This is a genomic window from Zhongshania aliphaticivorans (genome assembly GCF_902705875.1).
GTDB lineage: Bacteria > Pseudomonadota > Gammaproteobacteria > Pseudomonadales > Spongiibacteraceae > Spongiibacter > Spongiibacter aliphaticivorans_A.
Window position 1 is genome coordinate 129,113 of sequence record NZ_CACSIK010000003.1, and the last position, 21,828, is coordinate 150,940.

The 21,828-nt window shown below is 46.4% G+C and carries 17 protein-coding genes; 7 read left to right on the forward strand and 10 right to left on the reverse strand.

Annotated features, from left to right (window positions below; genetic code table 11):
• Nucleotides 1-5: 5 nt before the first annotated feature.
• The 7 genes from AELLOGFF_RS15715 to AELLOGFF_RS15745 all read right to left on the reverse strand — a co-directional run bounded on the left by AELLOGFF_RS15715 (nt 6) and on the right by AELLOGFF_RS15745 (nt 10,043).
• On the reverse strand, nt 6-587 hold the full coding sequence (locus tag AELLOGFF_RS15715; protein WP_159269875.1) for a Tll0287-like domain-containing protein: 582 nt from the start codon (nt 585-587) through the stop codon (nt 6-8).
• A 280-nt stretch (nt 588-867) separates the two neighbouring features.
• Nucleotides 868-3,129 carry a TonB-dependent receptor gene (locus AELLOGFF_RS15720; protein ID WP_159269876.1) on the reverse strand — a complete coding sequence of 754 codons (2,262 nt, stop codon included), beginning with the start codon at nt 3,127-3,129 and terminating at the stop codon, nt 868-870.
• Nucleotides 3,130-3,213: 84 nt separating this feature from the next.
• The gene (locus AELLOGFF_RS15725) at nt 3,214-4,608 is read right to left on the reverse strand and encodes a parallel beta-helix domain-containing protein (RefSeq protein ID WP_159269877.1); all 1,395 of its coding nucleotides are present in this window, start codon (nt 4,606-4,608) and stop codon (nt 3,214-3,216) included.
• Between the two features lie 33 nt (nt 4,609-4,641).
• Complete coding sequence (locus AELLOGFF_RS15730; protein ID WP_159269878.1) at nt 4,642-5,817, reverse strand: cytochrome-c peroxidase; 1,176 nt, start codon at nt 5,815-5,817, stop codon at nt 4,642-4,644.
• Nucleotides 5,818-5,819: 2 nt separating this feature from the next.
• A complete protein-coding gene (locus AELLOGFF_RS15735; protein WP_159269879.1) occupies nt 5,820-6,500 on the reverse strand; it encodes a c-type cytochrome in 681 nt (226 codons plus the stop codon).
• A gap of 500 nt (nt 6,501-7,000) precedes the next feature.
• Entirely contained in the window at nt 7,001-8,860 is a 1,860-nt protein-coding gene (locus tag AELLOGFF_RS15740; protein ID WP_159269880.1) for a S8 family serine peptidase, read from the reverse strand.
• Nucleotides 8,861-9,029: 169 nt separating this feature from the next.
• Entirely contained in the window at nt 9,030-10,043 is a 1,014-nt protein-coding gene (locus tag AELLOGFF_RS15745; protein WP_159269881.1) for a DUF2804 domain-containing protein, read from the reverse strand.
• 260 nt (nt 10,044-10,303) lie between these two features.
• On the opposite strand from AELLOGFF_RS15745, the gene AELLOGFF_RS15750 reads away from it, so the two are divergent.
• The 5 genes from AELLOGFF_RS15750 (at nt 10,304) to AELLOGFF_RS15770 (ending at nt 13,824) form a co-directional block, all read left to right on the forward strand.
• A complete protein-coding gene (locus tag AELLOGFF_RS15750; protein WP_159269882.1) occupies nt 10,304-11,032 on the forward strand; it encodes a 4'-phosphopantetheinyl transferase family protein in 729 nt (242 codons plus the stop codon).
• Between the two features lie 181 nt (nt 11,033-11,213).
• Nucleotides 11,214-11,999 (forward strand): septum site-determining protein MinC, encoded by a 786-nt coding sequence (gene minC / locus AELLOGFF_RS15755; protein ID WP_159269883.1) that lies wholly within the window; start codon nt 11,214-11,216, stop codon nt 11,997-11,999.
• 55 nt (nt 12,000-12,054) lie between these two features.
• Nucleotides 12,055-12,870, forward strand: coding sequence for a septum site-determining protein MinD (gene minD / locus AELLOGFF_RS15760; protein WP_159269884.1), 816 nt, complete (start codon nt 12,055-12,057; stop codon nt 12,868-12,870).
• Complete coding sequence (gene minE, locus AELLOGFF_RS15765) at nt 12,867-13,124, forward strand: cell division topological specificity factor MinE (protein WP_159269885.1); 258 nt, start codon at nt 12,867-12,869, stop codon at nt 13,122-13,124. Before minD ends, minE begins: the two co-directional genes overlap by 4 nt.
• A gap of 73 nt (nt 13,125-13,197) precedes the next feature.
• On the forward strand, nt 13,198-13,824 hold the full coding sequence (locus AELLOGFF_RS15770; protein ID WP_159269886.1) for a hypothetical protein: 627 nt from the start codon (nt 13,198-13,200) through the stop codon (nt 13,822-13,824).
• Nucleotides 13,825-13,854: 30 nt separating this feature from the next.
• On the opposite strand, the gene AELLOGFF_RS15775 is transcribed toward AELLOGFF_RS15770, so the two are convergent.
• Together AELLOGFF_RS15775 and AELLOGFF_RS15780 are read right to left on the reverse strand one after the other, a co-directional pair.
• Nucleotides 13,855-14,706 (reverse strand): DMT family transporter, encoded by an 852-nt coding sequence (locus AELLOGFF_RS15775; RefSeq protein WP_159269887.1) that lies wholly within the window; start codon nt 14,704-14,706, stop codon nt 13,855-13,857.
• Nucleotides 14,707-14,793: 87 nt separating this feature from the next.
• On the reverse strand, nt 14,794-15,237 hold the full coding sequence (locus AELLOGFF_RS15780) for a YaiI/YqxD family protein (RefSeq protein ID WP_159269888.1): 444 nt from the start codon (nt 15,235-15,237) through the stop codon (nt 14,794-14,796).
• Nucleotides 15,238-15,441: 204 nt separating this feature from the next.
• Between AELLOGFF_RS15780 and AELLOGFF_RS15785 the strand changes: the two genes are divergently transcribed.
• Both AELLOGFF_RS15785 and AELLOGFF_RS15790 read left to right on the forward strand, forming a co-directional pair.
• Complete coding sequence (locus tag AELLOGFF_RS15785; RefSeq protein ID WP_159269889.1) at nt 15,442-19,257, forward strand: ATP-binding protein; 3,816 nt, start codon at nt 15,442-15,444, stop codon at nt 19,255-19,257.
• Nucleotides 19,258-19,374: 117 nt separating this feature from the next.
• The gene (locus AELLOGFF_RS15790) at nt 19,375-20,565 is read left to right on the forward strand and encodes a class I SAM-dependent rRNA methyltransferase (protein WP_159269890.1); all 1,191 of its coding nucleotides are present in this window, start codon (nt 19,375-19,377) and stop codon (nt 20,563-20,565) included.
• A 72-nt stretch (nt 20,566-20,637) separates the two neighbouring features.
• Here the strand turns inward: AELLOGFF_RS15790 and AELLOGFF_RS15795 are convergent, their stop codons facing one another.
• On the reverse strand, nt 20,638-21,765 hold the full coding sequence (locus AELLOGFF_RS15795) for a GGDEF domain-containing protein (RefSeq protein WP_159269891.1): 1,128 nt from the start codon (nt 21,763-21,765) through the stop codon (nt 20,638-20,640).
• Nucleotides 21,766-21,828: the final 63 nt, after the last annotated feature.

The window sequence follows — 21,828 nt, forward strand, 5'->3', positions numbered from 1 at the left end:
AGTGCTTAATCTAACGTTTTTTGGAGGGAGAAAGCCCCTCGAATATCGCCCATCTTGAAACCCACCGCCATATCATTTGGATATAAGTGATTTATCTTGCTGGCAAGCTCTGGACTTACCCTTTCGCCATGACAAGCCAGGCATAAACCAGCAGTGGAAATAGGCTTCATATATCGCAGAACAGCTTCTTCATTTTGGGTAGTCAGCTCAAAATACTCCATTTTACTAACATCCTCCCCCTGCTCGTTAAGGGTTTCAAACCGCTGTAAAACTTCTGACTCCCATGCATCTGGGGCATTCTTTTCATTTCGAACTTTCAATGAGGTTCTGGCGATACGCCAAGCACTTAAATTCGATTTATTTTCTGCAATGAGTGGTGCTTGTAACTGACAAACCTCCACCGCGTTTATTAAGCCATCTTCAGCAATTGACGATACCAATACCGACTTCAATGCTTTACCAAAATCGGATACCAGTGCTCTCGCTTGTTGCTGATCTTCTGCTGACACCAGGCTTTGAGAAGACACAAAGCCGGATGACATGACTAACAGATTGATTACAAATAAATATCTAAAAATAGATTTCATCCACGAAACCCTCGGAATTATTTATCAATACAGAGAAATAGCTTACACATCTGCACAAGTCTATCGTCTGCACTTTTCAGACATTACAACTATACAGGTAAGTTATCGATTGCATTTTGATCTAGCGCAACTCAAAGAAAGATAATAGACAGAATTAGATCCACGGGGGCATCGACAATAAGAAGGAAAGTGATGCTAAGAATAAAAAGAAAGGGATTTATCAGCTTATAAATGACCCTATGTTACAACCGAGACCGGCTGCAACATAGAATCGGCAAGGTTAAAATACTAATTTAAAATCTACGCCGTAGGTTAAAGGATCAACGATGCCGACATGATAAGTACCGACATCCGTCCCAGTTAAGCCACCTGGTTGTGATACCCGGTCGTTATTTAATAAATTTTTACCCCACACCGCCATCTCGTAAGCACCGCTGGGCGTGACCCAAGCTACGCGCGCATTTAACAAGCTGGTATCGTCACCGTAGCCATTAACCTCATTGAAAAATTCTTGGTGGTCCTCATTTTCAGGCTCAGTATTTTCCTCATAGATATAATCAAAATGGAAAAACAATAAACCGTAATTGATCTGAGGAGACCAGTCCGCCGTCAAGGTATATTCCTGAGGCGACGTCACATTTAACTGGTCAGCAACAATGTAATCGCCCTGGGCATTGTAATAAGCTTCTCGACTAGATTCCTGCTCGCGAAAAGTATAAATAAGACCAAAACGTAAACTTTCTGTCGCCAGCCAATCAACCGTTAGCTCAACACCCTGAATATCCTCATCAGTATTAATGACGGTTGGGACCGCGCCATTATCGTCTGGCCCACGTGACTCAATCGCTTCTTGACGATCATCAATAATCATTTGAAACAAGGCAACCTGGGTTCTGACTTTGGTATCAAAGAAATCCCCCTTCACACCAAGCTCAATATTGCTCACTACTTCAGGACTTAAAGGTGCCTCTCGCGTTCCGGTATTTAAGGAATCATACCCCCCAGACTTATAACCCGAGGAATAGCTGGCAAATGCCATTGCGCCATCAGAGACCTGGTAATTGGCAACAACTCGACCTGTTATTTTATCCCAGCTCTGCGAGCCCACTTCGTAACCGTCAGAATTAAAAAAGAAATTTTCACCGATCAGCTGTGACACCACAAAATCTGATAATGGCGCATCCCAACTAAAGGTTTTATCATCATTGCTATAACGTAAACCGGCGATGATATTTAAACGATCGGTAACAATAAAATCAAAATCGGTATACAAGCCGTAACTCTCAAATTCACCTTCGTTAGTCATGGTCTCAGTAACGTAATTTCCCGCCACAACACCACCTATTAAGGAATTTATCAGGCCCGGAGGAAGACTTGCCACACTCGACGCAAGTTCCAACACAGTGCCATAACTAAACCTTAAGGCGGTTTGCTGATAGGTGTCTTCAATACTGTAGTTTGCACCAAATACAATATCTGCCCAGTCCAACGCGACATTAAATTGCGCTTCAAAATAAGCAATATCAGAATCTTCAATATTGTTGGTGTCTACATAGACTGACTCATCAGCAGTGGCATCTTCGTCTTGTAAATTATACGTTTCAAAGGCGCGATAGCTACCAATGAGCGTCATACTGGTAATATCATTTATGTCGTACCAGAGTTTGCCAGTAAACCCCTGCATATCGCGAGTCTCACCACCATCAATCGCATCGGTCTCTAGCTTTCGTTCACTAGGGTCAGGGTACGTTGCGAATTCTTCACTGATACTCATGCGTGCTTGTGGGCCATTGTCGACCTGATCAATATCGTAGGAAAATTGCATGCGCAAGCGATCACTGGCCTCCCATAACAACGCCAAGCGTGCAAATTGATTATCTTGCTCACCCGGATCTGGCGACGCTGGCCCTAGATTTTCGGTGACAGCTCCGCGCTGATTATGTAAGAGGTTTACCCTTAGGGCTAAGGAGTCAGTCAAAGGGAAATTGCCCATGCCCTCCACCCGAAATAAATCGTAACTTCCCAGTTTGGCAGTGATAAAACCTTCGGTCTCATCAAGGTTTGGCGCATTGGGAATAAAGCTCACCACCCCCGCCGCCGCATTACGGCCAAACAAAGTGCCCTGCGGTCCTTTTAAGACTTCAACACGCTCCATGTCTGAAAATGGCACCGTAATCGCCGCACGCGGCAAATACACACCATCAAGAAATGTAGCGACGGAAGGGTCACCACCGGTACTAATATTTGAGCTATCAATACCGCGAATAATAAAAGACGACTGTGTAGTGCCGCCACCGCGCACCCCATCGCCAACCTTCAAGCCAGGTATATAGGCCTGAATATCTTCCATTGTTAAAGCGCCGGAATTTTCCAAGTCTTGATTGGTGAACGTATCTACCGTCACCGGCACTGTCATTGCACTTTGCTCACGCTTCTGTGCAGTGACAACCACCTCTTCCAGGGCCAAATTTTTAGCCGCGTACGCTGATGGCGCACCCAGTACTGCAAGACCAACTGCGTAGGCCATGCGACTTCTACTCATGGATTTCATATAACGCCCTCTCTCGCAAACTAATCGCTCAGCGCAATGCATTTAAAATCGCATCACATTGTGACTACTGAAACACTACTTGGTAACACTCAACATAAACTCTGCGACTTCACGTCTTAATTCTGGCGACAAATGCCCCTGTGGCGGCATTGTTGGATAGTCAGGCCTCACCTTGTGAGGCGCCGCTATATAATCAGCAATGGCTTGTGGGTCATTGTGATACAAGGCCTGCACGGTGAGAGTTGGCGGGCCAATCATTCGCATATTGTAGGCATGACATCCAGCGCAGATACCTTGATATAGCAGGCGTGTGCGATTTTCGGTTGTCACCACCTCATCGGGAGCACCACCAGGAATTAACATGCTGACAATATCTGAGGTGTCTGTCCGTTCGCATTCACTCCATTTTTTCACACCAAAACTGGTGTAACGCTCACGGTTAATAATGCAATTATCAGGTTCTTGTGCCGACCCCATATTGGCCAGAATATCAGGGCCGGAACGGCTAAACTGGGTTAACATTAATGCCTTCACATCGGCAACGGGATCAGCACCATTGTCAAACATCAGATTATCAAGGAACACCATACGGTCTGGATTAGGTTCAGACTCAGGGTCACTAGAAATATCAGTAATAAACGCTAGATCCGTTACAACCACACCAGCCGTTTTATTTCCCGAAATAATATTACCTTCAATCACCACATCATCTGCAGCCATCACCACAATACCAATACCGGCAGGCACTTTAGAGACGATAGAGCCAGGCGCACCAAAGTTGGCGGTATTGTTATTCACTACAAAATTGTTTCTTAAAATAACGTCAAAGGTGGTTTTAATTGGCAGGCCGGGAGTAATAAACACCAGTAGACCAGCGGTGTTATCGTGGGCGTAGTTATTTTCTACAAGTGCATGACGCGTATTTTCAATTTCAATACCTGCCACATTGTCAAAGACTTCATTGTGAAGTACATCAACGTTATCGCACATACCAACATAGATTGCCGCGTCTTCTATTCCGCTCAGGACATTGTATTCAATCAAACCGTTCTTACCGAACTGGGGGAAAATACCGTATACACCGGTATCAATAACTCGGTTATAACGGATAACAAAATTATTACCGGCCTGCCCCATGATCGCATTACCTTTGTAATGGGTAATGGTTAACCACTCGACAGTAAAGTCATTGCCAGAATACAGAATTGCATCATTCCGTTTTCCTTCACCCTCCATCACCGGCCATTCGCCATCTTCCACAACACCGCGAATAGTAATGCCGTCTTTGTCGACATAAACACTTTCTTTGTATGTGCCCGGATAAACCAAAATCACATCACCGGTGCTGGCTTTGTTCACCGCACTCTGTATGGACTCGCCATCCTTTACTGCGATTTCAGCGGCCATCAAACTCGGCACAGCCAATAATAGGCTAAGCCACAACAGCCCCAAGGGGATTATTTTCTTCATTGTTGTGCTCCTTACTTTCCAGAGTCTGGATGGTTAATAGGTCAAAAATTCAGTCGCAACAGGTTTTAAACCTGATGGTACTTTTTGAGGTAAAACAGGCATAAAACTTTGATCAGTCAAGGTCTTTAAAAATGCCACCAGTAAATCTAATTCATGGTCAGCCAGATCCGGCTCCCAAATATGCCAATGCAAGCTTAGGTGCTCGCCTTCAGGCACGGCATGCCCTCGGCCACCTGTGTAAAAAGCAACGGCGTCACGCAGTGTCTTAAACCGCCCAGAATGCATATACGGCGCGGTTAGCTCGATATTGCGTAGCGTTGGCACTCTAAACCCACCACGCTGCGAGGCATCACCTGTAATTGCCTGTACACCCGGATCACGTGGCATACCTTCTAACTCAGGTGTGCCGATGACCGCTATTTGCTGGTTGGTAAATGCCGGTGGCGTATGGCACTCAGCACACCTAGCTACAAATGAACGAAACACATTCATGCCTTCGATTTCAGTTTGCGTTAATACCTCATGAAAACCGTTAGCATATAAATCATAGCGACTGCTCAATGACACAAGTGATGATTCAAACGCTGTTAAGGCTGTGTATACCTGCTCTAACGACAATGGTTTTTCACCAAAAGCCTGCGCAAATAAAGCAGGGTAATTAGCATCTTGCTGCAAACTCGCCAATAGGTTTTCTGGGGTGTTGGCCATCTCGATACTTGAAAATAATGGCCCCTGCATTTGCTCCTCTAAGGAGTCGGCCCTAGCATCCCAAAACAACTCGCGTAAAAACCCAACATTCCAAAGTGTTGGCGCCGATCGCGTCATCACTTCACCGTGTCGGCCAACACTCCCCCCCAAGCCATCGGAAAAACCACGTGCAGGCTGATGGCAGGATGAGCATGCCATGTCACCATCTACCGATAGTAATGGATCAAAAAATAACAGCCGGCCAAGATCGATTTGCTGCGCACTAAAGCCTTCACGCAGCGCCGGCAATCCGGTTTTTAAACCGCCCACCCCCGACTCACGTAATGACTTATAGCCGCTATAAAAACTTTGTAGATAGCAACCGCCTTCACGCTCTTGAAACCCAGCGGGGCATACTTCGCTTAATGCCCATTCGTGAGTTTCTGACTGCACAACTGCACTACTCAAAATACCGCTGAAAGCACAAAACCATAAAACAACGGGTGCTAATTTATCCCGCATTCTTAATCTGCCAAAGATTGAATATAAGCAATCACATCCATGGCAACATCGTCATCGGGAAGTGTTTTACCCATCATGCCCATTTGATAGCCATAGCGATCTGCTTCGTCTGCACCACGAATGCCATCACGGAAATGATTAAACTGCTTCAACAAATACCAGTCATCCACCCCAGCCAAGGCCGGCGCTTGTAATTTATCATTGCCCTCGGCTTCTGGGCCGTGGCAAGCCCCACACAAATTGGAGTAATAATCAGCACCGCGCTTAACATTGCCATCAAGGGTTTTTTCAGCAGGCTTTGCTTTCAAATCGGAAATATAACTAACCACGGCCTTAACGGCGGCTTCATCGGGCAGTGTTTTGGCAATAGCCTGCATCTGGGCGCCATAACCATCTTTGGGGTCACTGCCACGAACACCACTTCTAAACGCATTTAGCTGACGCTCTAAATACCAGTCTTGCTGATTCACTAAGGAAGGTGAATTCAAAGCACTATTCCCTTCACCAGCCGCACCGTGGCAAGCCGCGCACGCCGCGTATAGCGCCTTACCGTCGGCCGCATTAGCAGCACCTTGTAAAGCTTGCAGGGCATCTGCTGCCGCCTTTTCGCTGCTAACGTCTGGAACATTGTCATCGCTACAAGCGGCCAATATCACAGTAAGCAATAACACCAATCGTTTCATTTTCGCGACCCTTCTCTGTGCTAATTAATCAATTTCTAGACCGAAAATCACCACGCTAAACTTGCGCATTACATTCAGTGTAGGTGAGGAAATCTATTCTGCCGGCAGGTTATATTTCATTAACTTACCGAACAACAGCGGACGAATCAATATGTAAAAAATGACACGTTAGCTGATTTTTAACGATTTTTGCCACATTATCATCACCATTCGACTCTATTTTGGCAATTATTTTACTCGCACCAAAAGTGTTATTGTTATATCAAACAGTGTACTACTGATGTTGTCAATGACAACAACGATCAAACCATAATTGTGCACAAATTTGACAGTACACTCTCAACGTCACGCTCAAGCCTAACAAAACCCCTGATCTGAACGCTTACCCATCGTAGTGCAGGGCTCAAAAATCTAACAAAAATGCAAAATCTAAATCCAAAAAAAACGGCACCATTATGGTGCCGTTTTTTGGGTTTCATATCTACGCTTGGAAGATATTATTAGGGATTATCGGTGTACAAAATAAAATCACCGGCACCACTAAAAGATTTCACTCTCCAACGATAAGTACCTGAGCTGCCGTCATAACTCACCGCCTCGTCCGAACCGTTAGTCTCCCCCGATGCGACAACAGACCAATACTGGAATATAAATCCACCGAGTTTTTCCAAGTACACATCAAAATCGGTATTTGCTGGGCCTTCTAAGTAGGCTCTAAATTGCCCTGCATCACTGTAAAAACCGCTGCTGCTTGGCGTATAAACCTGTGCATTGGTCGCACTCAGTGTGCCACTAGTTTGCTCGCACTCCGGACAAGGGCCGCTACCAGGCAAGGTAACAACAACGGTTTGTACGCCCGTATTTTGCTGACTGCCAGTGTCCGTCACCGTTAAGGCCACTGCATAGCTTCCCGCGGCATCAAAGGTATAGCTAGGCGTCACACCACTTGCAAAATTACCGTCACCAAAATTCCATTGATAGCTTGCAACACCATTATCATCGGTCGAGCTTCCACCATCAAAACTACACTCTAAATCCACACAGCTATACGTAAAAGCTGCTGTGGGCGGGAAGTCTGTAGGCGTACCGTCACCAGCATTGGAAACTTGCAGTAATAAATTTGGTGAGCCGGTACCAATATTACTTAATTTACCCGCAACTCCTTCTCCAACAATCTGTGCAAAAACAGCTGCAGGGCTCGCTGATGGCTGCTGAGCTAAAATCAATGCAGCAGCCCCTGCCACATGTGGCGATGCCATAGAGGTGCCACTAATCACATTGGTATCGGTATCACTTTGATACCACGCTGAACTAATCGCTGAGCCAGGAGCAAAAATATCGACACAACTGCCCTTATTTGAAAATGAAGATCGACTATCATCAGAGACTGTAGAACCAACCGTAATCGCTTCCGCAATTCTATTAGGCGACCCAGTACACGCATCGGTATTGTCATTACCCGCTGCAACCACAAAAGTTACACCTGCCGCGATAGCCGATTGAACCGCTTCATCAAGTGCAGTACTGCTAAAGCCACCTAAACTCATATTGGCCACGGCCGGGCTAAGGTAGTTAGCTGCCAGCCAGTCAATGCCCGCAATAACACCAGAAGTACTACCCGTTCCACCACAGCCCAACACCCGAACAGGGTGAACCGTTGCCCCTTTCGCAACACCCCAAGTAGCACCGGCTGCTGTGCCCGCAACATGGGTACCATGACCATTACAATCTTCTACATCCGCTGGGTCAGTACTTGAGAAAAGAAAGCCGGAGGACACAAAATTTCTACCCGCACCAACACGCCCGGCAAACTCCTGATGACTAGTACGTATGCCACTATCAACGATATAAACATGCACCCCACTACCATCACTGTTGTATTGGTAGCTTCCATCTAGAGGCAGACTAGCTTGGTCGACCCGATCCAGACCCCAAGTGGCATTATTCTGTGTGGCGGCAATGGTTACCGTCTGATCTTGTTCCACTAACTTAACCAAGGGGTTTTGCGCCAATAATTCGGCCGCCTCTGGGCTGAGCTGTGCAACGAAGCCACGCACTACGTTGTCAAAGCTTCCCAATAAAGTCCCACCAACGTTTGCCAGCAAATCTGTGACCACCCCTAAAAGCGGTAAATCTGATATTAACGGTAAATCTAATTTATTCAGTAAAACGATATACTGACCATCGATGGGCTCACCCGCAGTAAGTGCATCAGAGACCGAGCTTTCAATTGCGGTCGCTTGGACTTCCACTTCATCGGTCACCGCACTAACTGCGCCACCGCCACTGCCGCCGCAGGCAGCCAACGCCGCCAATACCAAACTGCCAAGAGCGTAACGCCCAGACTTTATTACCGCCATATTGTTGCCACCTTTTCAGTATTTAAAAACTCACATATTTGCCGTTACTATTTAGTTGCACGCAGCCTTCGTCATTTAATCGAGTTCAGTGATCGCGTGACATAAGGGGAAATGCTGGGCCATCTAGTCACCACACCGGACTTATCACTGCGAGAACTTTGTGTTGTCGCTACCACCTAGCAAAATGGTCTTCTGCAAAACCCCAGCAGTTATTAATGTTAATGACTTCATCAGCAAGTCGGATTTCACCGTTAAACACACCAAAATGCTGAGTGAAATTAGACGCGATAAACAGGGCATTAATTTTTTCTTTTCGCTGCCCCTTTGGCGTAAACACTATATTGACAATGCCATCCGCCGAGCGCATACGCCAAGGGCTGGATGCTTGATAACGGTCAAATTCAAAATTCACCATGTCGACTTTAATCAGTCGATCATCAAGCCATAAGGCATTTTCAGTAAAGCCCGTTTCGTTGACACCGGCCGCGAGATTCATTCCCAACCTACGCCCATCAGCCAAGCTCGCCGACAGACTCCCCCAGTTCCAAAACGTTTCTCCACGCATATAGCCGGCAGTCCAGTCTACCGACGCCAAGGCCTTAATCTCAGCTAGGTTTATGTCTTTACCACCCCATACAATATGCCCTTCACAGGGCATTGCCGCATTCTTTCGGGTATAAACCCAACCCTGATACCCTGCACGACTGCAAAGCGCCAAGGGCGGCGTATTCGACTCATCAATACTCGCCGATATCTCTAAGCCGCTCTTTAAGCTAACGCTTACCTCACGACGACCAGCCTGCGCTTTTATTGACAGCTGATTTTTGCCACATCGAAAGCTAGCAGCTCCGTCTTCTGGTCTGGTCTCGATCTTGGTCTGTCGAGCCAAGGGCTGTGTAAAACTAAACTCTTCAAAAACCTGAGTTTGTGGCTCATACAAATATACGAAGGCGTTACTGACCAATTTAAGGTCGACGATAGCCACACCGACAATAAGCTGCGGACTGACTAAGGCAACAAACTGGAACTGATTAAATTTAAAATGCTTGGCAAGGCCACCTAATTTACGGTCCATGGCAGAACGCAAATCATAATCCTGAAAATTAACCTCATTGACGCCAGTCTCAAACAGACCAAACGTCGGCTGGCCATTTTTTCCAATCAATGCCGGCTTACCATTCATGCTGCACTTCTCATTTCGGCACCTTAGTGACCACACCCGCTATTATTAGTAAACAACTGTATTCATTCTGTAGTAGCACTATAAGCGGGTCAAATAGTGATGATCAAAAATGTGACCCATCAGACATTGCGACACTGCAGCCACTAAGGCAAAATCAGAGTACAGACTTGAGAAACTTAGAATGGCTCACTCCATTTGATCCCTTTACGCATAAGCCAATTCCCAACGCAGCTAGGCGAAATCCTAGGCGGTATATCGCCGTGATCAGCGCAGCAGAAGCAGATTTTGCCAAGTTTATTCAGCCCGAAATTAACCAACACAGCTTCTCACCCGCTGTGTTAGCCAGTGCAAACTTCGATAAAAGCCTATTTAACTCGGCACTTTATGATCAGCATGATGTGTATTGCCCCCCAGCCATGTATTGCGCCAGCCCCAAACGCCAAGCTGAATATTTTGCTGGCCGCTACCTTGCCGCCCAGGCCATGAGCTATTTCGATATACATCAATTTACTTTACGTGCCGATGCTAAGCGCTGCCCCCAGTGGCCCAGCACCTTAGTAGGGAGCATCACCCACACCAATGACTACGCAGCATGTATTACCGCGTTAAAAACTGACGTTGCCGCCATTGGTATCGACGCTCAAGATATGATTAATGATGCCCGTGTAGAACGCTTACAATCTCGCATCATTGATAAAGCTGAATCAAGCCTACTATCCCAAAATGAACTCTCACCCGCGCTGGGCCTAAGCCTGTGTTTTTCTGCCAAAGAAGCTATCTACAAGGCCCTCTACCCTTATGTTCAGCAATATTTTGGTTTTAGCGCCGCCAAGCTGCATAGCATCGACCCAAGCAAACAAACCCTAACATTCCGCTTTGATCCTGCCCTCTGGGTTTTACATAACGACAGGAATACCCTGCAACTTAATTACCTGTGCAACGACCAAAGGGTGCTCACGTATTTAATCTTGCCCGCAAGCATGAAATAGATCTTCGTCACACCTTGAAAAACCGTTGAACAATCGTCACGATCTCTTACTCTAAGACTCAATCACGTTATATGTCGCATAAACACCTGCGAAGCGAGTAAACTTAAGCTTCGCGCTGTACCTGCACAGCAAAAACCAAAAGAAAGACACATTAATATCAACACGTATCTAGGAAAGCAGATTGCCACTATTAAAGTCCGTAGCCAGTAAGTCAGCACCCTCAGCCGCCGCTTTTCGTCTGAAAGGAGGCTTGTTTCCTCTCACCCTTTTGGAAATCACACGATACGACCACAACGAATTTGCTAAGCAGCTGCAGGAAAAGGCCGCAGAAGCGCCTGTCTTTTTCAAACAGACTCCCGTAGTACTTAGCTTTGAAGAGTTTGACGGTGACATCAATGCCCTTCGCATTGAAGAGTTAGTCTCACTTTGTGTATCCCATGGACTGCTGCCGGTAGCTTTACGCAATAGCAATCCCGAGCTACAAGAACAGGCCAAACAACTAAATTTAGCGATTATGCCCGTCGGCCGGGTAAAATCAGCACCAGAACCAGCGGCTCCCGCACAAGAAGCGCCGGCCACTGATAGCGTTCAAGATGAAGCCATTGACTCAGCCAGCCAACAAACTGCACTCAGTCACAGCCCGAGCAAAGTTATCACCACACCTATTCGCTCTGGCCAACAAGTTTACGCACCGGGTGGCGATCTTATTATCATGGCCTCGGTATCGGCCGGTGCAGAAGTATTAGCTGACGGTAATATCCATATTTATGGCGCATTGCGCGGCAGAGCGCTAGCGGGTGTACGCGGCGACACCACTGCACGGATATTTTGCCAAAGCCTAGAAGCAGAATTAATATCTATTGCGGGCAACTTTAAAGTCGACGAAGATCTGCGCCAAGATCATTGGAAGTCAGCGATTCACGCTAGCCTAAGTGAACAATCACTTTGTATTGAACCCTTAGTCTGACACCACCAAACAACAAACTTACGTTTTTAATCACGACCAAAAAAGGATGATAGCCTTGGCCAAAATAATTGTAGTTACCTCAGGAAAAGGCGGTGTGGGTAAAACCACAACCAGCGCGGCTATTAGTAGCGGCCTCGCAATGCGCGGCCATAAAACCGTTGTCATCGATTTTGACATTGGCCTGCGCAATCTCGATATCATCATGAATTGTGAGCGCCGAGTCGTTTACGACTTCGTCAATGTCATCAATGGCGAGGCCAACCTTCGCCAAGCCTTAATTAAAGATAAGCGGGTAGAGAATTTATCCATATTACCGGCTTCTCAAACACGCGATAAAGATGCACTAAGCGTGGAAGGCGTCGAACGCATTCTGAATGAACTTGCCGCCGATGGCTTTGAATATATTATCTGCGACTCTCCCGCCGGTATAGAACACGGTGCCTTTATGGCGATGTATTTTGCTGATTTAGCCATCGTCGTCGCCAACCCAGAAGTCTCATCAGTACGCGACTCTGACCGTATTCTTGGCATACTACAAAGTAAATCTCGTCGCGCCGAGCAAGGCGAGCGCGTAGAAGAGTGCCTCCTGCTAACCCGCTACAACCCAGAACGAGTAGCCAAAGGTGAAATGCTTGGCGTTCAAGATGTCGAAGAGATCCTTGCCACCAAGCTGTTAGGGGTTATCCCAGAATCAGAAACCGTACTCAAAGCATCTAACCAGGGTATTCCCGTCATTCACGACACCGAAAGCCCTGCGGGCCAAGCGTACTCCGATGCAGTGAGCCGTCTTTTAGGTGAAGAAGTAGAACACCGGTTTATGAGCGTAGAGCAAAAAGGCCTATTTCAACGGCTATTTGGGAGGAGCGCATGAGCATCTTCGATTATTTTCGCAGCGCAAAAAAAGACACGGCATCCATCGCAAAAGAACGCCTGCAAATTATTGTGGCGCATGAGCGCAACCAGCGTAATAAGCCTGACTATCTACCTAAATTACAACAGGAATTACTCGAAGTAATTAGGAAGTACGTCGACGTAAATCAAGATCAAGTTGAAGTTCAACTCGATAACAACGGCAATTGCTCGGTGCTGGAACTCAATATCACCCTACCCGACAGAGCCCAATAAGCTCCCACTGCGCGACTGCCCAAACGGGCAGCGCGCTCGCGTTTAGCTATTAACCAAAATGAAAGCAATCTCTATGTTCCTGCGTGTTTTTTTTGCCCTACTCCTCATCGCACCAACAAGCAGTTTTGCCGCTAACTGTGAAGACAGCGAAATTTTTACTGAGCAGCTCCTGAGCAAGGCAGTTCAGGAACTTGTCCAACATTTTGGTATTGAGGCCAGCAAACGCCCTATTGCCAGCTGCGAAAGTGGACCTGGAACACAGCGGAAAATAAAACTCAGCGATCACGAACAGGACGAATTTTTCACTTATTACAATATGGTGAGCTGCCATACCAACACCTCAGCACAGGAGGTGAGCTGCAATAGCAGTGAAGGACGACGAATAAAATATCAGGACACCACAATCGATACAGACCGCGCCCTGACAGTTAAAAATGACAATGAAAAACAAATAGCAAATTACATGCTTGCCTTAGACTGCTTTACCCAAGGGCTGCAGGCCGGCACCGTAAAAACACGCAAGTACAATCGACTTCTCGACACCACCCTAGATATTCCACTTGCTGCCGATACAGTGATAAATTCCATCAATATGCTTCCCGGTTTTCGCCGCTACACGATCAATGCCAGCGCTAACCACCATCGCTTTAGTGTTGAGCTTGATAGAGAGTTTGGTTGTTTTATTGAACCCTTAAAATAGACCCCAAAAGCCCCACCCCGAGCCAAGATTTCAGGCCTCAACTGGCTTTTTCTGCTTGCTCATTAGAAATAATAAGACACCACCCAGTACCGCAATAGACGCCAAGCCAAATCGTAAGGTCATCGCTTCGCCAAGTAATAATACGCCGCCGAATGAGGCTATAACGGGCACACTTAACTGAACTGTCGCCGCGGTTGTTGCCGCTAAAGCGGGTAACACTTTATACCAGAGCGCATACCCCACACCGGATGCCAAAGCACCGGAGGCAATGGCATACGCCACGCCAAGACCACTACTGGCCTCCTCCCCCAACACCAATAACAGTATGCAAACAAAAGGCACCGCGCGAATAAAATTACCTGCTGTGGCAACCGTCGGATCTAAAGCTCCTCGCCCCAGAATAGAGTACACACCCCAGGACACACCGGCTCCGAGCATAAGCAAGGCCCCCAGTAATGGCGGGGCTTCTATTCCCGGCAGCATAAGCCAAATAATCCCCCCGCAGGCAGAGACAACACCCGCCACTTGAAACGCATTAAGCCGCTCACCCGCCCATAAGCCATAAACAATCATAGTTATTTGCACAGCGCCAAAAAGTAATAGGGCACCCGTCGCAGCACTCATGCTGATATAAGCAAAGGAAAATGCCGCCGCATAAGCAAACAAGGCCATAGCGGACAACCAATTTCCGCCCAATTTATGGTCTCGAAATTTAAGCTGCAGCAGCCCCCCAAGAATTGCCGCACCAGACCCAATGCGAATGAAGGTAAAACTCGCAGCCCCAATATAATCGGATGCCAGCGCTTCGCGACATAGCAAGGAGTTGGCAGCAAATGCGACCATAGCCATCACTGTGATTGTTACTAACTGCACGCGCGACATAAACTTAATCCAACCTTTTATAAATAACCCTGATGTAAGTTATGTCAAAATTTGACGCAATTAATACAACTATAAAACCTACAGTAACTACTGCTTAGCCAAATAGCGATCTAACTGGTTGGCAAATGCCTGCTTGTCTGTTGCGCTATATGCCGCCGCGCCACCGCTGTGGACCCCCGACGAACGCATTGTATCCATAAAGTCTCGCATCATGAGTCGCCCACGTACATTATCCGCCGTCAGTAATTCGCCCCGAGGGCTAAGGGCCAAGGCCCCTTTCTCAATCACTTCAGCCGCCAAGGGAATATCGCTCGTGATCACTAAATCTCCAGCCTGAGCCCTTAAGACAATTTCATTGTCAGCCACGTCAAACCCACTGGCCACTTGAATGGCGGAAATAAACGGCGATGGTGGAACACGTACAAATTGGTTCGCAACCAAAGTCAAAGCAACACGTGTACGCACTGCCGCTTTGAACAATATTTCCCGTACCACAACCGGACACGCATCAGCATCTACCCAGATTGTCACTTTCACCTCGCTGTCATGCATCACTCATATAGACAACATTGTATAGAAACCCAAGTAAGAAAGACCGCTCAACATCCGCTACCAGCAAATTAAAGCAGCGTGATACCCCCCTAGGGAAAATACGAATATAAGAAAGACCAACTCACCCGTAGGATGGGCTATTCATAAGGATAGCCACGAGCAAAAGATACTGAGAGCCAGTGAGTGAAATTTCTGCTAGCGCCGCCTAAAATACATGATCGTAGCGAGAACGCAGAAGAGCCTCTCCACGGGCGACATCACCCCTATCTTAGCAATCGTAAATGGCCGCAGAGAGCGTTGTTGACTTGCTCAGCCATCGCCATTATTGCCATTGGAAGCTATATCGACTGGCTTAACAACCAAAATTACGGCTTAGAGAAACGTACGCAAGCCAGCAACACCCTCGCTATCATTGCGGCGCGCCTAGAAGGCCGCTTATCAAGCAATGTACAAACCTCAAAAGCAATGGTATCCGCAGTCAATACAAACCCGAGTATCGATCAACAGAGCTTTGCCAAATTTGCCAAACCGCTATTCGACGGCGGTGTAGAATTAAAAAACATTAGCGCAACACGCGACTTGACCCTGAAATACATTTATCCCGTTGAAGGCAATGAGAGCGCAATCAATTTTCCCTTTGCCGATCGTCCAGACCAACTCAAAGACCTAGTAAGAGCCCGGGAAACCGGAGATACTGTTATTTCCGGTCCGTTTGAACTTATCCAAGGCGGCCAAGGTCTCGTCATTCGCTTACCCGTTTTATTGCCAAATTCGATTTCAAGCAGGCAAGAGATTTGGGGAACCATCTCTGCAGTTATCGATTTACAAAGTCTTTATGAAGCCAGCGGCTTACTGGAGACAAACTCAGACTTAAATATTGCCATCCGCAAAATCACCAATGACAGCTCAGCGGTTTTTTTTGGTAACAACGCCTCTTTTTATACCGACCAAAATCCCGTTATGGCTGAGCTAACCATGCCGTCAGGAGACAAATGGGAGCTAGCCGGGATCCCTGAAAATGGCTGGCCGACACTAGCCAAAAACGTCAAAACAGTCCGCACCTATCTTATTCTTTGCGGCCTGTTCATCTACTCGATGATTATTATCATTTCACTGCAGATCACCCGCCGTCATCGCAGCAATATTTTATTGCGCAACCTTTTTGACCTCTCGCCAATTGGCATCGCACTAAGTGATTTCAAAAGCGGTAACTTCCTGCAGGTTAACGATACCTTGCTATCAAGCACTGGCTATAGTCGTGATGAATTTATTGAAATGCAAGACTGGCAGCTAGGCGCTAAAAATAAAGACGAAGCTGAGCAGTATCAACTAAGGGCGCTACAAAAAACTGGTCGCTACGGCCCTTATGAGCGCAACTATATTCGTAAAGATGGCCGCGAATTTCCAGTTCGCTTGAGCGGCGTATTGATCCATGACGACTCTGGATCCGGCTATGTTTGGTCTATTATTGAAGATATTTCCGCCCAGAAAAAAACCGCAGAAATCATGCAGCGGCAACAGTCTTTAATGCGCTCTATGGGAGCGCAAGCACGGGTCGGGGCATGGGAATACATTGTCGATGCCGATAAATTATATTGGTCAGAAATGACGCGGAAAATCTTCAAAGTTTCAGACGATTTTTCTCCCAACCTGACTAACCTAAAAGACTTCTATTCCACGCTTGATTCACACCAACGTATTCACAACGCCTTTAAAGAATCCATGGAAGAAGGAGTACCCTTTAGCGAAGAAATCAAAATACGCACCGCCAACAACAGAGAAACTTGGGTTCAAGTTACTGGCCAGGCCGAATTTAAACACCAGCGCTGTACCCGCATTTACGGTTCTGTTCAAGATATTGATACTCGTAAGAAAGTGCGTGATGAACTGGTTGATGCCAAAGAAAAAGCCGAGGCAGCAGTACATGCTAAAAGCGAATTTTTAGCCGTCATGAGTCATGAAATTCGCACGCCGATGAACGGTGTTCTCGGCATGCTGAATTTACTAGAAACATCAACATTAGATAAAGACCAAGAACACAAAGTCCACGTTGCCAAAAACAGTGCGCAATCCTTATTGGGGTTAATTAATGACATCCTGGACTTTTCAAAAGTAGATGCGGGCAAGCTTCAGCTTGAAAATATTGTTTTTAATATTAGAAATCTACTTGATGACGTCATGGCCAGCCAAAGCTTAGGCGCCGCTGAAAAGGGACTGGAGCTGATCATTGATCAGAGTGCGGTAAAACAAAGCTGGGTAAGCGGTGACCCAGCTCGACTCCGCCAAATTATTACTAATTTATTAGCCAATGCCATCAAATTTACATCGCAGGGTTCCATCATTGTTCGAGTTGGGCTCAGGCAAAAAAATCAACGATTAATCCTAAACTGCGCAGTTACCGACACCGGTGTAGGCATCCCCAACAGCGAAATGAAACGTCTATTTTCGCCCTTTACTCAGGTGGACGCTAGCACCACGAGGAAGTTCGGCGGCTCGGGGCTCGGCCTTTCTATCTGTAAGAATTTATGCGAATTAATGGGCGGGAGCATATCTGCTGCCAGCACGTATAAAGAAGGAAGTACGTTTACTTTTAGTGTATATCTGCAAGATAGCAAAGATCAAAATAGCACAGACCAAACACTGAAAAACACAGCCAAAAGAAATGTATATATTATTGACCGTAATCACGAACTGAAATCAGCGATTAGCAATCAATTCAAGCAATGGGGAGACAATGTTACGTCTCTAGATGCCCCCGAAGCACTCTATCAATCCACCAGTACGCCGCCTCAAAATCCATTATCGACACTGGTCATCATCGGGCTAGATAATAACGATCTTGACGCTACTCTGACATTATCCAAAACACTTAGAGCTCATCCTGATTTTAGCTCTGCAACCTTAGTCCTAATTGGAAACCTCAGCATCAATAATGCTGAACGCCTTATGGCCGCCGGTATAAATGGCTATTTCATGAAACCCTTGTCATACGCTGACCTTGTCTCAATCCACAGACTACAAGCAAGTGACAAACGCTTTCCTAACTCAGCAAGCCAAGCAGGCAGACCGGAAAATTCAAACCTAGCTTCACCGACATTAGCTGCAGGGAATACACTAAACCAAACTACTATGTCAGGCACCAAAGTGTTATTAGTAGAGGACAATCCCGTCAACCAAGAGGTAGGGCTGTTTACGCTCAATGAAATTGGTCTAGCCGCCGACATCGCCGAAAATGGTGTTTTAGCCTTAGAGAAGCTTAAAAACTCAAACCCAGATATGGCTTATTCACTTATATTACTCGACTGCCAAATGCCTGAAATGGATGGCTATCAAGTATGCAAGATGATTAGAAACGGCAGCGCTGGGGACAATTATCGCTCTATTCCAGTCATAGCCCTCACCGCCAATGCGATGGCCGGCGACAAAGAAAAATGTATTAGCGCTGGCATGAACGATTACCTGCCTAAACCCTTCTCGCCAGACGATTTAATCGATAAATTACAACAGTGGCTCCCAATCAACAGCAAAGACGTTACCATGCTCGCCAAGCCGGCAATCCCTGAGCCCATAGAAAACATAGCCAGCAACAAGGATAAAGACCAACAAACCGCCATATGGCTGAGTGACAAGGCCTTAGAGGGCGCCATGGGGCGACCTAAGGTACTACTGAAATTGTTGCATTTATTTTGTGAACAAATTGAATCTCAGCTGATAGAGATAGAACGTGCTTACAAAGAAGTAAATCTAGAAGAAATCATTTCGATTGCACATGCCGTCAAAGGCAGTGCCGGGCAGCTTCATGGCATTCAATTACATCAATGTGCCGCAAAATTAGAGCGCGCAGCTAAAGATAATGATACCAGCATGATTAAGCTACTCTACACCGATTTTAAAACCCACAGTGAAACCCTAAAACAGTGTTTTAACGACTATATTAATACCAAGCAAAGTGAACTCGCGGACACAGCCGCCACACCGCTTGCAACTAACAACAGTTAGCGAACCACAGCTGCAATCTCACTGCTGATTTGGCCGGCATCGCCGTTTAGTATTCCCCCCCTCGAAGCAATCAGCGATAATGCCCACCCTCAATGCCACCGCCCACGGAATCTAGTAATGACATTACAACGCCTACGCCTTGCTAAAAACGAAGACAAACGTCTGCGCAGCGGTCATTTATGGATTTACAGTAACGAGGTAGACACTGCGGCGACCCCACTGCGTAATTTTGCTGCTGGCGAGCATGCCATAGTTGAGAACCAGCAAGGCAAGAGTTTAGGGCTTGCGTATGTAAACCCTCAGTCTTTGATTTGCGCCCGATTACTCAGTAGCGACGAGCGCACCATTGACGTTAATTTTTTCAAAAAACGAATCAAATCTGCACTTGCACTGAGAGAAGCCCTATTCGACCATCCTTGCTATCGCCTAATCTACGGCGAAAGCGACTTGCTTCCTGGCTTAGTTGTTGATCGTTTTGGTGACCACCTATCCGTGCAGCTCAATACCGCCGGCATGGACGCCATGCGTGACATTATTATTGAAGCCCTTGTACGCATGCTGCAACCACAGTCTATCCTACTTCGAAATGACGCCGCCGTTCGCAAGCTTGAGGGCTTGGAATTAGAGGTCGTCACAGCTTACGGAGATGTCCCCAGCGAAGTTGAATTAATTGAAAATGGCGTGCGTTTTTTAGCGCCCTTAGCTGAGGGACAAAAAACCGGTTGGTTCTATGATCAACGCCCTAATCGTGAATGGCTCCGCCATCTCGCACCCGGCAAACGCGTGCTAGATGTGTTTAGCTACATTGGTAGCTTTGGTGTCCAGGCCGCCGTCTTTGGCGCCACCGATGTGTGGTGTGCGGACATCTCCGAATCAGCTTTAGATATGGTTCACAAAAATGCCGAACTCAACGGCGTGGCTGACAAACTCTGTACTGTGCAAGGCGATGCCTTTACTACCCTAAAGTCTCTCAAAGAGGCAGATGAGCGTTTTGATATTATTATTGTTGATCCACCAGCCTTTATTAAACGCAAAAAAGATCAAAAAGAAGGGATTCTTGCATACCGCCGCATAAATGAAATGGCCATGCGACTGCTCAACCATGATGGTTTTTTAATTTCTGGCTCATGCTCTATGCATATGCCAAGAGAAGAACTGCTAGACCTAGTGCGGGCTTCTGCCCGCCATATTGATCGTCATGCCCAAATTCTAGCTGAAGGTATGCAGGGTTCCGACCACCCTGTTCACGCTGCAATTCCTGAAACCCGCTATCTCAAGGCCGTACTCAGTAGAATATCTCGGGTGTAATACGCAGTGCCATCACTGCCCCGTCTTACTAGATCTATATTCAAGGTACGGGGCAAACCTCTAACAAACTCATTATAGGGCCGTAGCCGCTTTATTTCGTCGTTTTGCCTCATACATACTTTGGTCAGCAAACTTAAGAAGAGTTTTAGAATCTTTGGCATCCACTGGATAAATCGCCCAACCAATACTCGCCTTAAGGGTATAACTGCCTTCCGCAAGTACCAGAGGCTCTTGTAAAATCAAATCAAAACGCTGCTCACCTCGCTTAGCATCTGCTTCGTTTTTCATATCACGACTAATCACGCAAAACTCATCACCACCAATACGAGCAACGGTATCGACCGCTCTCACACGGTGCCGCAACCTACGCGAAAACACTTCCAAAATCTGATCGCCATAATCATGGCCAAATTCATCATTCGCTTTTTTGAAATCATTTAGATCGATAAAGAACAAGCAGAATGAATCATCGCTCGACTCACACCGCGCCACCTCTTGCTCCAAAATTTCTAAAAAATGGCGACGATTAATCGTCCCTGTATGAGCATCATGGTTAGCCAGATAAAAATATTCACGTTTTTCTTTTAGTAAATTAAGGCGTAAGGCCTTAGAGGTACTTTCATAATAAAGTGCCACAAAGGCAATAAACGTATGAGTAGTAATAATACAAAAGTAAAACGCCATATGATCATCGACCTCAGGCATCAATTGCGGCATTTCTACGCCAATATACGGCATGACAAAAAGTAAAGTCCAAAACAAGCAGGCCAAACCACCCCAGATCACCCCCGCCCGAGAATCAATACTTAAGGTAGCCACAGCGGGAATAATAATTAAACAAATAGAGGCGGGAGAGAGTATTCCTCCGGTCATCAATGCCAAATATAAAATAGCTAAACCGAGAAAAGCGATAAAGGTATTAATTGCAAAAACACGCCTATCTAACGCCCTTAAAATATAAATAGAGAGTAAGGCGCCAAGTCCAGAAACAATAAAGAATGCCCGGACAATATTTAAACCTTGTTCACCCAGCGGCAAAAAAAAACTTGCCACAATCGCCAACACCGAAATATAAAACATGACGCTTAGAATCAAGCTAGCAACAAAACGATGCCTTATTAATCGCGCTTCGCCTCCCTCTGCTTTTGAAAGCAGAGGGTCAATGAGTGAAAGAAAATTAAAACGTCGAAATTTAGTCATCCCAACCTTAATATTGCTTGTTATAATTTATCAAAATATCGCTACATCACCTCAGAGCACAAG

Bases quoted from the DNA above. Each gene is read 5' to 3' on its own strand.
- AELLOGFF_RS15715 (WP_159269875.1), bottom strand. From the start codon at position 587: ATGAAATCTATTTTTAGATATTTATTTGTAATCAATCTGTTAGTCATG.
- AELLOGFF_RS15720 (WP_159269876.1), bottom strand. From the start codon at position 3,129: ATGAGTAGAAGTCGCATGGCCTACGCAGTTGGTCTTGCAGTACTGGGT.
- AELLOGFF_RS15725 (WP_159269877.1), bottom strand. From the start codon at position 4,608: ATGAAGAAAATAATCCCCTTGGGGCTGTTGTGGCTTAGCCTATTATTG.
- AELLOGFF_RS15730 (WP_159269878.1), bottom strand. From the start codon at position 5,817: ATGCGGGATAAATTAGCACCCGTTGTTTTATGGTTTTGTGCTTTCAGC.
- AELLOGFF_RS15735 (WP_159269879.1), bottom strand. From the start codon at position 6,500: ATGAAACGATTGGTGTTATTGCTTACTGTGATATTGGCCGCTTGTAGC.
- AELLOGFF_RS15740 (WP_159269880.1), bottom strand. From the start codon at position 8,860: ATGGCGGTAATAAAGTCTGGGCGTTACGCTCTTGGCAGTTTGGTATTG.
- AELLOGFF_RS15745 (WP_159269881.1), bottom strand. From the start codon at position 10,043: ATGAATGGTAAGCCGGCATTGATTGGAAAAAATGGCCAGCCGACGTTT.
- minE (WP_159269885.1), top strand. From the start codon at position 12,867: ATGAGCATCTTCGATTATTTTCGCAGCGCAAAAAAAGACACGGCATCC.
- AELLOGFF_RS15770 (WP_159269886.1), top strand. From the start codon at position 13,198: ATGTTCCTGCGTGTTTTTTTTGCCCTACTCCTCATCGCACCAACAAGC.
- AELLOGFF_RS15775 (WP_159269887.1), bottom strand. From the start codon at position 14,706: ATGTCGCGCGTGCAGTTAGTAACAATCACAGTGATGGCTATGGTCGCA.
- AELLOGFF_RS15790 (WP_159269890.1), top strand. From the start codon at position 19,375: ATGACATTACAACGCCTACGCCTTGCTAAAAACGAAGACAAACGTCTG.
- AELLOGFF_RS15795 (WP_159269891.1), bottom strand. From the start codon at position 21,765: ATGACTAAATTTCGACGTTTTAATTTTCTTTCACTCATTGACCCTCTG.